At 59.6% G+C, this 14,051-nt stretch carries 13 protein-coding genes; 7 read left to right on the top strand and 6 right to left on the bottom strand.

Going from position 1 to position 14,051, the window contains the following annotated elements:
- Positions 1-26 precede the first annotated feature (26 nt).
- The 3 genes from metF to rhlE2 all read left to right on the top strand — a co-directional run bounded on the left by metF (position 27) and on the right by rhlE2 (position 3,935).
- On the top strand, positions 27-872 hold the full coding sequence (metF, locus tag AC07V0_RS12460; protein WP_086944417.1) for a methylenetetrahydrofolate reductase [NAD(P)H]: 846 nt from the start codon (positions 27-29) through the stop codon (positions 870-872).
- A gap of 168 nt (positions 873-1,040) precedes the next feature.
- Positions 1,041-1,856 (top strand): substrate-binding periplasmic protein, encoded by an 816-nt coding sequence (locus AC07V0_RS12455; RefSeq protein WP_018928738.1) that lies wholly within the window; start codon positions 1,041-1,043, stop codon positions 1,854-1,856.
- Between the two features lie 222 nt (positions 1,857-2,078).
- Positions 2,079-3,935, top strand: a complete 1,857-nt coding sequence (rhlE2, locus tag AC07V0_RS12450) for an RNA helicase RhlE2 (RefSeq protein ID WP_018928737.1) — start codon at positions 2,079-2,081, stop codon at positions 3,933-3,935.
- A 142-nt stretch (positions 3,936-4,077) separates the two neighbouring features.
- Here the strand turns inward: rhlE2 and AC07V0_RS12445 are convergent, their stop codons facing one another.
- Positions 4,078-4,671: a YceI family protein gene (locus AC07V0_RS12445; protein WP_018928736.1), complete on the bottom strand. Its 594-nt coding sequence runs from the start codon at positions 4,669-4,671 to the stop codon at positions 4,078-4,080.
- Between the two features lie 32 nt (positions 4,672-4,703).
- Entirely contained in the window at positions 4,704-5,255 is a 552-nt protein-coding gene (locus AC07V0_RS12440) for a cytochrome b (protein ID WP_018928735.1), read from the bottom strand.
- A 363-nt stretch (positions 5,256-5,618) separates the two neighbouring features.
- Here AC07V0_RS12440 and AC07V0_RS12435 point away from each other — a divergent pair, with 363 nt between their 5' ends.
- Positions 5,619-6,467 (top strand): YncE family protein, encoded by an 849-nt coding sequence (locus AC07V0_RS12435; protein WP_018928734.1) that lies wholly within the window; start codon positions 5,619-5,621, stop codon positions 6,465-6,467.
- 87 nt (positions 6,468-6,554) lie between these two features.
- Here the strand turns inward: AC07V0_RS12435 and AC07V0_RS12430 are convergent, their stop codons facing one another.
- On the bottom strand, positions 6,555-8,423 hold the full coding sequence (locus tag AC07V0_RS12430) for a flavin monoamine oxidase family protein (protein WP_192350798.1): 1,869 nt from the start codon (positions 8,421-8,423) through the stop codon (positions 6,555-6,557).
- A 222-nt stretch (positions 8,424-8,645) separates the two neighbouring features.
- Between AC07V0_RS12430 and AC07V0_RS12425 the strand changes: the two genes are divergently transcribed.
- Together AC07V0_RS12425 and AC07V0_RS12420 are read left to right on the top strand one after the other, a co-directional pair.
- Entirely contained in the window at positions 8,646-10,052 is a 1,407-nt protein-coding gene (locus AC07V0_RS12425; RefSeq protein WP_018928732.1) for an adenosylmethionine--8-amino-7-oxononanoate transaminase, read from the top strand.
- 178 nt (positions 10,053-10,230) lie between these two features.
- Positions 10,231-10,950 (top strand): 16S rRNA (uracil(1498)-N(3))-methyltransferase, encoded by a 720-nt coding sequence (locus AC07V0_RS12420; RefSeq protein ID WP_064620925.1) that lies wholly within the window; start codon positions 10,231-10,233, stop codon positions 10,948-10,950.
- A gap of 42 nt (positions 10,951-10,992) precedes the next feature.
- On the opposite strand, the gene trhA is transcribed toward AC07V0_RS12420, so the two are convergent.
- Positions 10,993-11,610, bottom strand: coding sequence for a PAQR family membrane homeostasis protein TrhA (trhA, locus tag AC07V0_RS12415; protein WP_018928730.1), 618 nt, complete (start codon positions 11,608-11,610; stop codon positions 10,993-10,995).
- A gap of 158 nt (positions 11,611-11,768) precedes the next feature.
- On the opposite strand from trhA, the gene AC07V0_RS12410 reads away from it, so the two are divergent.
- Positions 11,769-12,683, top strand: coding sequence for a LysR family transcriptional regulator (locus tag AC07V0_RS12410; protein WP_019580637.1), 915 nt, complete (start codon positions 11,769-11,771; stop codon positions 12,681-12,683).
- Positions 12,684-12,832: 149 nt separating this feature from the next.
- Here AC07V0_RS12410 and madM read toward each other — a convergent pair whose 3' ends face one another.
- Both madM and madL read right to left on the bottom strand, forming a co-directional pair.
- Positions 12,833-13,597 carry a malonate transporter subunit MadM gene (gene madM, locus AC07V0_RS12405; RefSeq protein WP_018928728.1) on the bottom strand — a complete coding sequence of 255 codons (765 nt, stop codon included), beginning with the start codon at positions 13,595-13,597 and terminating at the stop codon, positions 12,833-12,835.
- A 1-nt stretch (position 13,598) separates the two neighbouring features.
- Entirely contained in the window at positions 13,599-14,015 is a 417-nt protein-coding gene (gene madL, locus AC07V0_RS12400) for a malonate transporter subunit MadL (protein WP_018928727.1), read from the bottom strand.
- Positions 14,016-14,051 lie beyond the last annotated feature (36 nt).

Below are 14,051 nucleotides of genomic sequence, written 5' to 3'. Positions count from 1 at the left end.
GCTTACGTGTTTCCAAGGATATGACCATGTCCCAAGAACGTCGCTACAGCTTCGAATTCTTCCCGACGAAGACCGATGCTGGGCATGAAAAACTGATCGCCACTGCCCGTCAGCTGGCGACCTACAATCCCGACTTCTTCTCCTGCACCTACGGCGCTGGCGGTTCGACTCGTGATCGCACCCTCAACACCGTGTTGCAGCTGGAAAGTGAAGTCAAAGTCCCTGCCGCTCCGCATCTGTCTTGCGTGGGTGACAGCAAGAACGATCTGCGCGGCCTGCTGACCCAGTACAAGGCAGCCGGCATCCAGCGAATCGTCGCGCTTCGCGGTGACCTGCCCTCGGGCATGGGCATGGCCAGCGGCGAGTTGCGTCACGCCAATGACCTGGTTGAATTCATTCGTGAAGAGACTGGCGATCATTTCCACATCGAAATCGCCGCTTACCCGGAAATGCATCCGCAAGCGCGCAATTTCGAAGACGATCTCAACAACTTCGTGCGCAAGGCCAACGCCGGTGCCAACAGTGCGATCACCCAGTACTTCTTCAACGCCGACAGTTATTTCTACTTCGTCGAGCGTGTACAGGCGAAGGGTGTGAACATCCCGATCGTGCCGGGGATCATGCCGATCACCAACTACAGCAAGCTGGCGCGCTTCTCCGACGCTTGCGGCGCGGAAATCCCGCGCTGGATCCGCAAGCAACTGGAAGCCTACGGCGACGACACCCAGAGCATTCAAAGCTTTGGTGAGCAAGTCGTCACCGAGATGTGCGAACGCCTGTTGCAAGGTGGCGCACCGGGGCTGCACTTCTACACACTGAACCAGGCTGAACCGAGCCTGGCGGTATGGAATAACCTGAAGTTGCCGCGCTAATAGCCGTTAACGCAAATCAAGAGATCGCAGTCTTTGGCAGCGCCTCCAGGGGAATATGTACCTCTGCAGGCGCCGCCGAAGGCTGCGATCTTTTGCTTTTAATGCCCGATCCAGAGCTTCTGGATCCGGTTTCTGGCTCTTTATGATTTCTCGTCGTAATCTCAAGCCATGCCCCTGATCACCCAGTTACTGACCGTGCTTCTATTCACTTGCCTGAGCTTCACCGCTCGCGGCGAGAAGCTGCGTATTGTCACCGAACCCTGGGCGCCTTACGTCTATGAAGAAGGTGGCAAGAACCTCGGGCTCGACTACGAAACCACGGCCATCGTCTTCAAACGCCTCGGGATTGACGTGGAATGGCAGTTCCTGCCGTGGAAGCGCTGCCTGTCGATGCTTGAGCAAGGCCAGGCGGACGGTGTGCTGGATATTTTCCACAGCGATGAACGCGAAGCGACCCTGCTCTACCCCAGCGAACCGCTCTCGCAAGTCGAATTCGTGATGTTCTACGCCAATGAACGGCCGTTCCCGTTTCGCACCCTGGACGACCTGAAAGGCCTGACCATCGGCACCTCGCCGGGCTACCTGTACAGCAAGGATTTCAGCGAATCGACGTTGTTTACCCGGGAACCGGCGCCTACCCATGAAGCCAACTTCGGCAAACTGGTGCGCGGGCGGATCGACCTGTTGATCACCGATCGCCGGGTCGGCCAGCACTTGCTCGATCAACTGGACATCCGCGACAAGATCACCGAGAACCCGACCGTCATCAGCCAGCAGAGCCAGTACCTGGCGGTGCGCCGCAATGCCGGGATGGATTTGTTGGTGCAGCGTTTCGGCGCCGAGCTCAAGCGCTTCAAGCGCGAACCGGCCTACGCCGAACTGAGCGCCCGCTATGGTGCCGGTCCGGCTGCCGAAGCCCGGGCCGCCAGCGCCACCGCAACCGGCGGAAAAACCGTTGAGCAGCAGGAAAGCGGCGCACAGTGATTGCTCTGTTATACTCCGGCCTTCCCGCCAGGCTCACGCCCGGACGCTCGGACTTGTTCAAGGCATCTCGATCCCGCTACAGCGCAGCTTTTCAGCCCGCGCGAGCGCTCCAGACGAGCCTTCGAGGCCCAGCAGGACCGGACGGGATTGCGTCCTCTTAAACGCCATTCGCGCCAGGCAAGACTCCCATTGGGCCAAGCCCTAACTAAAACAGGATTACTCATGTCCTTTGCTTCCCTCGGTCTCTCCGAGGCTTTAGTCCGCGCCATCGAGGCAGCGGGCTATACCGAGCCTACTCCGGTGCAACAGCGGGCCATTCCCGCCGTGTTGCAAGGTCGCGACCTGATGGTTGCGGCTCAGACAGGTACTGGTAAAACCGGTGGCTTCGCCCTTCCGATTCTGGAGCGGTTGTTTCCCAACGGTCACCCGGACAAATCCCAGCGTCACGGCCCGCGCCAACCACGCGTACTGGTCCTGACCCCAACCCGCGAACTCGCGGCTCAGGTGCACGAGAGCTTCAAGGTCTATGCCCGTGACCTGAAGTTCGTCAGCGCCTGCATCTTCGGTGGCGTCGGCATGAACCCGCAGGTTCAAGCCATGTCCCGTGGTGTCGACGTGCTGGTGGCCTGCCCAGGTCGCCTGCTCGACCTCGCCGGCCAAGGCAGTGTCGATTTGTCCCACGTGGAAATCCTCGTGCTGGACGAAGCCGACCGCATGCTCGACATGGGCTTTGTCCATGACGTGAAAAAGGTCCTCGCCCGCCTCCCGGCCAAACGGCAGAACCTGTTGTTCTCGGCGACGTTCTCCAAAGACATCACCGACCTCGCCGGCAAGCTGCTGCACAACCCGGAACGCATCGAAGTCACGCCACCGAACACCACGGTCGAGCGGATCGAACAACGCGTATTCCGTCTGGCCGCCAGCCACAAGCGTTCGTTGCTGGCACACCTGATTACTGCCGGCGCCTGGGAACAGGTGCTGGTATTCACTCGCACCAAGCACGGCGCCAACCGCCTGGCCGAGTACCTGGACAAACACGGCCTCACCGCCGTCGCGATCCACGGCAACAAGAGCCAGAACGCCCGCACCAAGGCCCTGGCCGACTTCAAGGCCGGTGAAGTGCGCATCCTGGTCGCCACCGACATCGCTGCTCGTGGCCTCGACATCGACCAGTTGCCTCATGTGGTCAACTTCGAACTGCCAAACGTCGACGAAGATTACGTGCACCGTATCGGTCGTACCGGCCGTGCCGGTCGTTCGGGCGAGGCGATCTCGCTGGTCGCTCCGGACGAAGAAAAACTGCTGAAAAGCATCGAGCGCATGACCAAGCAGAAAATCGCCGACGGCGACCTGATGGGCTTCGACTCCAGCGCTGTGGAAGCCGAGAAACCGGAGGTCCGCGAGCGTCCGGATGTGCGTAACCCGCGCGCCCCACGTGGCCCACGCGGCGACGGCCCGAACGGCAGCGGTGGTGGTGGCGGTCGTAAAGACAAAGGCAAGGACAAGGGTGGCAAGGAAAAACCTGCCGCCGGCCGTGGCGAGCGCCCGGCCCGTGAACACAAGCCACGCGAAGGCACTCCGGCCCGCGAGCAACAGCGCCCGGCCCCTCGCGCCGCCGCCGACCGTGCTCCGGACGAGTTCCTGGACGACGATATCGATAACTTCGGTAACCGCGTCGACTACGTGCCTCAAGCCAAACCGGCTCAGGGCCGTGGCCGCCGTCCGGGCGCACCGGCACAAGGCGCTGGCGCTCCGCGCGCCGGTCAGCCACAAGGTCGCCAGAACGGTCCGCGCAACAGCAGCGGCGCAACCACCGGCACCCCACCGGCCAAGCGCAGTGGCCCGCGCAACGGCGCTCCACGTGACGGCCAGGCCCGTCGCGAAGAGTCACGCAACCGCCGTCCGGCCCGTGACGACCAGTCTCGTTCGGAACCGGCCGTGCAGAACCCGCGGAGCCCGGCACCGAAGATCATTCACAAGGAGTCGAAAAGCGATCGCTTCCCGACCCCTGAGCAACTGGATCAACTGCCAGGCCGTCCGCGCGGCGAAAAACCAGCATTGCTGACCCGCAACCGCTGAGTTAGCACCGTTATAAAAAATGCCCTGATCTTGCGATCGGGGCATTTTCATTTCAGTTGAGAACATCCCTGCAGATTTTCTCCGACCATAAAAAACGCCCGCGATCGTGAGATCGGGGGCGTTTTTGTGTCAGGTGCGAAGATTATTTCGCTTTGACACCTTCAAACGTCACGTACAGATCGACTGCGTCGGACGCTGGGCCCAGGTCTTTCTGCTTGCCAAAATCGGAACGCTTGATGCTGGTGGTGCCTTCGAAGCCGGCACGGTAGCCGCCCCATGGATCCTTGCCTTCACCCAGGAACGTGGCTTTGACCACGATTGGCTTGGTCACGCCCAGCAGGGTCAGGTTGCCGGTCACGTCGGCAGTGTCTTTGCCTGCGGCGTTTTTACCGGTAGGTTTGACGCTGGTGGAGACGAACTTGGCGTCGGCGAATTTGCCCACGTTCAGGAAGTCACCGCTGGCGATGTGCTTGTCGCGTTCGGCGTGGTTGGTGAACACGCTGGCGGTGCGCACATTGAACTCGATCTTGCTGTCTTCAGGCTTGGCAGCGTCGAAGCTGAACTTGCCGTCGATATCCTTGAAGGTACCGATGATGTAGCTGTAGCCCAAGTGGCTGATCTTGAAGTCAACAAAGGCGTGCTGGCCTTCTTTGTCGACCACATAGTCGGCCGCCATCACGTTAGCCGACAGCAGAGCAGAACCGATTGCCAGAGCGGCGAGCGTCTTTTTCAACATGCTTTCTATTCCTTTGGAGTCGAGGTAGAACATCAGGCTTTGCGCCCCAGCATTCGCGTCAGGGTCGCATCACGATCGATAAAGTGGTGCTTCAATGCAGCCAACGCATGGAAACCGGAAAAAATTACCAGCAGCCAGGCCAGGTACAAATGAATCACACCCGCGGTGTCTGCCTGGTCCGGTAGTCCGGAAACCAGTGCAGGAATTTCAAACAGGCCAAACACCGGAATCCCGACACCGTCTGCGGTGGAAATCAGGTAACCGGCGATCATCACAGCGAACAGACTGAGATAAAGGAACGAATGGCCGAACTTGGCGCCAAGGCGGGTCATGCGGCTATAGCTTGGCAAGAGCGGCGGCGGTGGGCTGATGAAGCGCCACACTACCCGCAGCAACATCACGGCAAATAACACCAGACCAATGCTCTTGTGCAGATCCGGCGCGTCTTTACGCCAGGTGCTGTAGTAATCGAGACCGACCATCCACAACCCCAACGCAAACAGGCCGAAGACGGCCAACGCCACACCCCAGTGCATAAAGATGCTGACCCAACCGTAGCGGGAAGAAGAGTTACGTAGCTGCATTGCCCAAATCCTGTAAGAACTGCGCCCAAGACTATCGAGTTATCTATCGATTTAAAGCGGAAAATTTCGCTCTGAAATATCGAGAAATACGATCAAGACCTTGGGGCCGGGAGGTTAAGAGAGTGTTAACCGAAGGAAAAAACCTTCACGCACCCTCCTTATATTCATTTATGAGCCGATACCACTCGTCAGAACTGTCACATTTAACAGTGGCTTTCATTGCAGGTCATTGATGAACTTGAACTTGGACGTCAGTCCAAGTGTCTGAACAGGAGTTCTACCATGAGTCACAATTCGAGTTCATCCCCCGTGATAACACGCAGTCAATCCAATTCAATACCCGTAGGGGAAGGACCGCGAGGGATGGCCATCAGCAACGATGGATCACGTGTATTTGTTTGCAATTACATGTCGGACAATGTGTCCGTCATCGACACCCGGAACAAAAAGGTAATCCGCACCATCGCCGTGGAGCAGTATCCCCGAAGCATTGCCCTTGGCCATGAGGGGAAAAGAGCTTACGTGACCAACTACGGTTCAAGTTCGGTTTCGGTTATTGATACCGAAACATACGCGGTGGGTAACATCACGGTGGGTAGACACCCTTGGGGAGTCGTCGCGAGCCGGGACGGGAGGCATGTTTACGTCACCGTACGGCAGGATAAAGAGTGGCTGGCGATAATTGACGCTCGCACTTATGTGGTGAGCAGAGTCCGAGGGTTACCTTCACCGTCCATAAGTGTGGACATCAGCCAGGACGATTCGCGTCTCTATATTTCCAGTACCGATTCCCCTGGTCGCCCTTTTCAGGACGCGCTCACGGTCATCAGCAGCAAGACGTTCGAAGTCATCAACATCATCAAAACCGAAAAATATCCGTCAGCCGTTACTGTCAGTCCCGACGGTAGAAAAGTGTATATCGTGGGTCTGGACGCTCGAAGACTGACCGTGTTGGACACCCGGTCACTGACCACCCGGCATTTCGATTTTGTGGCTTGCGAAGGGGAAATAGTGTTTAGCAAAAAGAACGCTTACGCCGTTGATCACACCGAAAAAGAGGTCGTGGAAGTGAATACCGCCACCCATAAGATTGTTCGCAGGTTTCCCATCCCTGGGGCTATCGACCCGCATCATATGGTTCTTGATCATCATAACTGCGCCTATATCAGCGACTACCAAGGCGACGAAGTCCATATCGTCGATCTACCTTAGTACCAAAGAATCAGCCGGCCTCTACGAGGGTGCAAAGACATAAAAAAAGCGCGGCATCTCTGCCGCGCTTTTTTTTGATCCCAAGACTTACTGTGTCTTGGTTTCAGTCGCCACCGGTGCCTTCGCAGCGGTACTCGCCACTGGTTTCTTCACTGGCTCAGCCTTTTTCGCCGTTGCCTTGGCCGGAGCCTTTTTGGCCCCGGTTTTGGCAGCAGGCTTTTTCACTGGCGCTTTGGCCGGTGCTTTCTTCACCGGCTCGGCTTGCGCCGGCACCACTGGCTTCGGTGCCTCAACCGGTGCAGGTGCCGGAGCCGGCGCAGCAACTGGCGCGGGTGCCGGAGCAACGGGGGCCACGGGTTCTGGCGCCTTGGCCGGAGCCTTGTCGGAGCCACCACCAAACATCCGCGAGAAGAAGCCAGGCTTGGTCTCTTCAGCTTTCGCTTCAACCTTCGCAGGTTCTGCCTTGTCGGCCGCTTTATCGGACGAACCACCGAACATGTTGCTGAAGAAATTGCCTTTCTTCGCCACTACCGCGCCTGCCGCCGCAGCGGTCGCTGCCGGCACAACTTTCGCCGGTTCAAACGATTTGCCCGCTGCCAGGTCTTCCAGCTGACTGGCTGCACGCTGACCGGTGCGCAAGGCGCCTTCCAGGGTGCCTGGGTACAAGGTGTCAGTGTGTTCGCCGGCAAAGGCTACACGTTGCAGCGGACGCTCCCACAGGCGCCAGTATTTGCTGATCTGCCCCGGACCGAAGGCCAGGTAAGCGCCGCCCATTGATGGGTCGGTGCTGTAGCGGCGGATTTCATAACCGGTGAACGAACCGCGTGCCTGTGGATAAAAGGCGTGCAGACGAATCAGCACCTGATCGGCCATTTGCTTGTCGCCAAAGGCCTGCATCACCCGCGCGTTGTCGCCGGAAATGTTGATCACCACGTTGGCGCCGCCCTTCAAGGCCGGCTCGATCCACAACATGCCCAGACCGGCGTTGCTGTAGATCTCGCCAGACATGCGCGCCTTGCTTTCCCACACTGGCGTCTTGAACTTCAGCATGATCTGGTCACGCCAGCCGTAGTTGGTGCCCTTGATGGCGCCCATGTGCTGGGCGTCCAGCGCCGGAGTCATCTGGATCTTGCTCAGTGCGCGCAACGGCACGGCCAGCACGACGTAGTCCGCCTGATAGCCAACGCTGCCGACCTTGACACTCACGCCATCCTTGTCCTGGGTAATGGACGAAACCGGGGAACCGGTCTTGATGGTTTTCAGTTGTTTGACGAAGGCCTGGGCTAGCACCGGGCTGCCGCCGGGCAGGCGCGAGGCGCGCAGGTCACGGTCAGCAATGCCACGGTAGACGCGGCTTTGTTGGGCAAAATACAGCAGCGACAGGCGCGAAGGTTCGTCGTAACGGGTACGAATCTCCTGATTCACCAACTGACGCGCAGTGGCAGGCAGATTCAGGCGATCGAGCCAGTTGGCCACGTTGATCTGGTCCAGGGCGAACAGCGTGCTGTTGGCGGCCGGGTTTTGCGGGTCTTCGATCGAGCGCGCCAGGTCATCCAGAGTCTTTTCGTAGCGTTTCAGCGCGTCGCTGGTGGCCGGCTGTTTAGTCGCCAGATCGGCGGCGCTGAAGTATTCACCGTCGATCAGGTAACCCGGGGTCCGCACGAACTCGGGGGCTGGCGTGGTGCTCAGCTTGAACGTCGAGATGTACTTGTTCAAAACCGGTTGGGTCTTGTCGTTGCCGATCCACTCGCTGGTGGCCATGCCGGAACGACCGCCCAGGGTCGGTTTGGCTTCCAGCAAGGTGACCTGCCAGCCTTTGCTCTGCAGTTCGTACGCCGCGGTGAGGCCCGAAAGCCCGCCGCCGACCACGATCGCCGTTTTATCCTTGGCCAGCGCCGAAACGCTGAACAGTCCTAACATCACCAGCGCACAGGCGCGCAGCCAACCAGCAGACATTCAGAGAACTCCGGAAATACACGAGGAAATAGCGGTTTTACGAGTCAGACGACTCAAAGAGCCGCGAAGAATACGTCAGCCATCAAAACGCCGCCAGCGACGTCTATCGTCCTATACAAAGTAGCTCAATCGACACAATGGGTTGTCCCCGTGACGCGCATTGCATAGGCTTGCGCGATTGTTTACCCGCCTACGTCACGGGTAGCCTCGAGGAGACAGAAAATGGGCCTGAATAAACAGTGGATGGAACGCGATCTCGCCGTGTTATGGCATCCCTGCACCCAGATGAAAGACCACGAACAGCTGCCGCTGATCCCGATCAAGCGCGGTGAAGGCGTGTGGCTGGAAGACTTCGAAGGCAAACGCTACCTCGACGCCGTCAGCTCCTGGTGGGTCAATGTGTTCGGCCACGCCAACCCGCGGATCAACCAGCGCATCAAGGATCAGGTCGATCAGCTGGAACACGTGATCCTCGCCGGTTTCAGCCATCAGCCGGTGATCGAGCTGTCCGAGCGTCTGGTGAAGATGACGCCCGAAGGCCTGACCCGGTGTTTCTACGCCGATAACGGTTCATCGTGCATTGAAGTCGCGCTGAAAATGAGCTTCCACTACTGGCTCAACCGCGGCCAGCCGAACAAGAAACGCTTCGTCACCCTCACCAACGGCTACCACGGCGAGACCATGGCGGCGATGGCAGTGGGCGACGTGCCGCTGTTTACCGAAACCTACAAAGCCCTGCTGATGGACACCATCAAGGTGCCGAGCCCCGATTGCTACCTGCGCCCCGAGGGCATGAGCTGGGAAGAACACTCACGCAACATGTTCGCCGCCATGGAGCAGACCCTGGCCGACAACCACGATACCGTGGCCGCCGTGATTCTGGAGCCGCTGATTCAGGGCGCCGGCGGCATGCGCATGTATCACCCGGTGTACCTCAAGCTGCTGCGCGACGCCTGTGATCGTTATGGCGTGCACCTGATCCACGATGAAATCGCCGTCGGCTTCGGTCGTACCGGCACAATGTTCGCCTGCGAACAGGCTGGTATCCGCCCGGACTTCCTCTGCCTGTCCAAGGCCCTGACTGGCGGTTACCTGCCGTTGGCGGCCTGCCTGACCACCGATGAGGTCTACAGCGCGTTCTACGACGACTACCCGACCCTGCGCGCCTTCCTGCATTCCCACAGCTATACCGGCAATCCGCTGGCCTGCGCGGCGGCATTGGCGACGCTGGATATCTTCGAAGAAGACAACGTCATCGAGAACAACAAGGCTCTGGCCCAGCGCATGGCCTCCTCCACCGCGCACCTGGCCGATCACCCGAACGTCTCTGAAGTGCGCCAGACCGGCATGGTGCTGGCGATCGAGATGGTCAAGGACAAGGCCAGCAAGACCGCTTACCCGTGGCAGGAACGTCGCGGTTTGACCGTGTTCCAGCATGCACTGCAACGAGGTGCTTTACTGAGGCCGTTGGGCAGCGTGGTGTATTTCCTGCCGCCTTACGTGATTACCCCGGAGCAGATCGATTTTCTGGCCGAAGTGGCCAGCGAAGGCATCGACATCGCCACCCGTGACAGCGTCAGCGTGGCGGTACCGAAGGACTTTCATCCGGGCTATCGCGATCCGGGCTAGCTGCCACTGAGTAGTAACCCTGTGGCGAGGGAGCTTGCTCCCGCTGGGCTGCGTAGCAGCCCCAAAAACCTGACACTGAGGAGTGTCAGGTAAACCTTGCGACCGCTTCGCGCTCGAACGGGAGCAAGCTCCCTCGCCACAAAAGCAACTCGATCCGAACTTACCGTAGAGACCCAAGATGAGACTGTCCCGCTTCTTTATCGACGCCCCTTTGAGCACCGGCGAACACGAGTTGCCCGAAGCCCAGGCGCATTACATCGGCCGTGTGCTGCGCATGGCCGAGGGTGATGCGGTGCAACTGTTCGACGGCTCGGGCCATGAGTTTCGCGGCACACTGGTGGAAGTCGGCAAGAAGCGCGTGGTGGTGCAAATCGATGAAAGCTTTACCGGTCAGGTCGAGTCGTCGCTGGCGGTCCATCTCGGCCAGGGTTTGTCCCGTGGCGAGCGGATGGACTGGGCGATTCAAAAAGCCACCGAACTGGGCGTCACCGAAATCACCCCGATTTTCACCGACCGCTGCGAGGTCCGCCTCAAGGACGAACGCGCCGACAAACGCCTGATGCACTGGCGTCAGGTGGCGATCAGCGCCTGCGAGCAGTGTGGGCGTTCACGGGTGCCGGTGATTCATCCGCCATTGCTGTTGGCTGACTGGTTGAAGCAGACCGCGGCCGAATTGAAACTGGTGCTGCATCCGGTGGCCGAGCCGCTGGTGAGCCACGCCAAACCTGCAAGCCTGGCGTTCCTGATCGGTCCGGAGGGCGGCTTGTCGGACGTCGAAGTCGAACAGGCCAAGGCTGGCGGTTTCCACGCCGCCCGCCTCGGCCCGCGCGTGCTGCGCACCGAAACCGCGCCGGTGGTGGCATTGGCGGTGGCCCAACAACTCTGGGGTGACTTCTAGGGCCTTGTGGCGAGGGGGCAAGCCCCCTCGCCACAAAAGCAGTCACAAGACGTAGAACCAAATCGCCACAAAGTGCAGCAAACTCCCGGCTATCACGAACAGATGCCAGATCCCATGGGCGTGGCGCAGACGATGGTCGAGGGCAAAAAAGATAATCCCCACGGTGTACAACACCCCGCCCGACGCCAGCAAGGTAAAGCCGACAGGGCCCAGTGCCGCCAGTAACGGCTTGACCGCCACCAGCACGATCCAGCCCATCACCGCGTAAATCACGACCGACAGAATCCGTGCTTCCGAGCGCGGTTTGATCTCTTGCAGGATACCGATCAGCGCCAGCCCCCAGACAATCCCGAACAAGGTCCAGCCCCATGGCCCGCGCAGGGTCACCAGGCAGAACGGCGTGTAACTACCGGCAATCAGCAAGTAGATCGAAAAGTGATCGACCTTCTGCATGATCGCTTTCTTGCGCCCACGCACGCTGTGGTACACGGTCGAGGCGCTGTAGAGCACCAGCAAGGTAAACGCGTAAATCGCCACACTGACGATCTTCCACGGACTGCCATCCATACTGGCGATCACCAGCAGCCACACGCCCCCGACCAATGCCGCCACCGCCCCAACCAAATGCGTCCAGGCGTTCAATCTTTCCCCGTGATACATGTGTTGCTCACCTCTACGTTCATTACCGCCGCGCGCAAGGCTCAGGCCTCAAGGTTAAAAGCGCAATGTTTCAGAACACAATGCCCCCCTACGAAAGCCATCGAGCCAAACGTTAGCCAATTGGGCACAATCGAGACATACGAATAAGAGTCTGGCCCATGTTGATCGATGAAGAGTTGACCCTGAAAAAACTCGAAGTGTTCCTGGCCTTCATGCGCACCGGCAACCTGGCCCGCGCCGCCGTCGAGTTGCAGACCAGCAACGTCAGCGTGCACCGCGCCATCCACTCCCTGGAAAGCGCCCTGCGTTGCCCGCTATTCAAGCACGAAGGGCGCAACCTGACCCCGTTGGAAAGCGCTTATGTGCTGGAAGAGCGGGCGCAGAAGCTGATTCAGGACGTGCTCGAAACCGTGCGCCTGACCCGCGAAGCCGCCGGGTTCTCCGCCGAACGCTTCAAGCTCGGCTCGCTGTATTCGCTGACGGTGAAGACTGTGCCGCAGCTGATCATGGGCCTGAAAATCCGCCGCAGCGAACTCAATATCGACCTGATCCTGGGTTCGAACATCGACCTGCTGTACAAACTCAAGAACATGGAAGTCGACGCGATCCTGGTGTCACTGGACGACAGCGTCAACGACCCGGACTGCGAACAGATCCCGCTGTTTTCCGATGACATCTTCCTCGCCACCCCGGCGGACTCGCCCTTTGCCCAGCGGAGCGAAGTCGACCTGGCCGAGGTGCGCGACGAAACGTTCATCACCTTGACCCAAGGCTTCGCCACGCACCAGGACGGCATTCGAGTGTTCAAGCAGGCGGGGTTCGAGCCGAAGGTGGCGATGCAGGTCAACGACATCTTCACCCTGCTGAGCATGGTCAGCTCGGGGGTGGGTTATGCGTTGCTGCCGGGGCGGATTGCGGCGGTGTATGAGAACCGGGTGAAGCTGATTCCATTGCAGGAAAAGTACCGGTTGCAGCAGCACATTGGCGTGGTGTTTCTCAAGGCCAAGGAGCGTGACCCGAATCTGCTGGCGCTGTTGGCGGAGTGCCGGATGTATGCCAATCGCCAGGCTTGAATGTGGCGAGGGAGCTTGCTCCCGCTCGGGTGCGGAGCGCCCGCAAAACCAGGCCACCGGATTTACCTGATACACCTCGGTGGTAGAAGTTGGGGCTACTGCGCAGCCCAGCGGGAGCAAGCTCCCTCGCCACAAGAAGCAGTCATTCGTTAACCAACAATCCCGCGAACAACGAAGTACAGCAACGAAGGCCCAAGCAAGCACCCAAGCCCGGTATGGAACGTCGCCGTCAGCGCGCCATACGGCACCAACCGCCGATCCGTCGCCGCCAACCCGGCAGTCACACCACTCACCGTCCCGGCCAAGCCGCCAAATACCATCGCCGAGCGCGGGTTATCCAGGCCCATCCAGCGCGCCGCCACCGGCGTGCCGACCATCACCAGAATCGCCTTGATCAACCCGGTGGCAATCGACAGCGCCATCACATCGGATGAGGCCCCAATCGCAGCACCCGTCACCGGCCCGACGATGTACGTCACCGCACCCGCGCCAATGGTGGTCATGCTGATCGCATCGCGATAACCGAACACCCAGGCAATGCTCGCCCCGACAATGAACGGCAGAATCGTGCCCAGCAGCAGCGCGATGACGCCAATCATCCCGGCCTTTTTCGCTTCGGTGGCCTGCACCTCGAACGCCGTGGCAACGATGGCGAAGTCACGCAACATGGCGCCGCCCATCAAGCCGATGCCGGAAAACAGTGACAGATCCGCCAGGCCTTTTTGCCCGCCGGTCATGGTGCCGCCAACCCAGGCCAGCACCAGGCCGATGACGATGGCAATCGCCGAGCCATGAATCCGCCCGAAAGTCAGGCGCTTGGACAGAATCACCGACACCCACATGATTACGCCAACAAACGCGAATGCCGTGACCAGACTGTTATTTACCAGGCCTTTCTCAATGAGTTCCCACATATCAGCGACCTCCTACTGGCGTGCCGACCGGTGTTATGTCCACCGGTTCATCGGGCAAGGGTTCGCCTTTGTGGGTTCGGCTGATCAACGCAATGGTGCAGCCGCAGAGCACCACCGAACCGATCGCCGCCAGCACCGCCACCGGGCCGCCGTGCAGGGCGGTGACCACGTTCTGTTGCGCCGCCATGGCAACCACCACCGGAATGTACATGGCGCCCCAGAAGCCGACGCCCATCTCGCAATCCTTGGTCATGCCGCCGCGTTTTTGCATCCACAACCGCGCGCAAATCAGCAGGATCATCGCGATCCCGACCCCGCCGACGTTGGATTTCACACCCAGCAACACGCCGAGCATGTCACCCATGATCACCCCTGCCAGCGTACAGATCGCCAACAGCGCCACACCGTAAATAATCATTGTTGTAGTCCTCAAAGTGCATCGTCGGAATTGTTG

The sequence above is a fragment of the Pseudomonas sp. GW821-FHT01E10 genome, from assembly GCF_059422365.1.
This window is presented reverse-complemented; position numbering and strand designations above follow the sequence as displayed.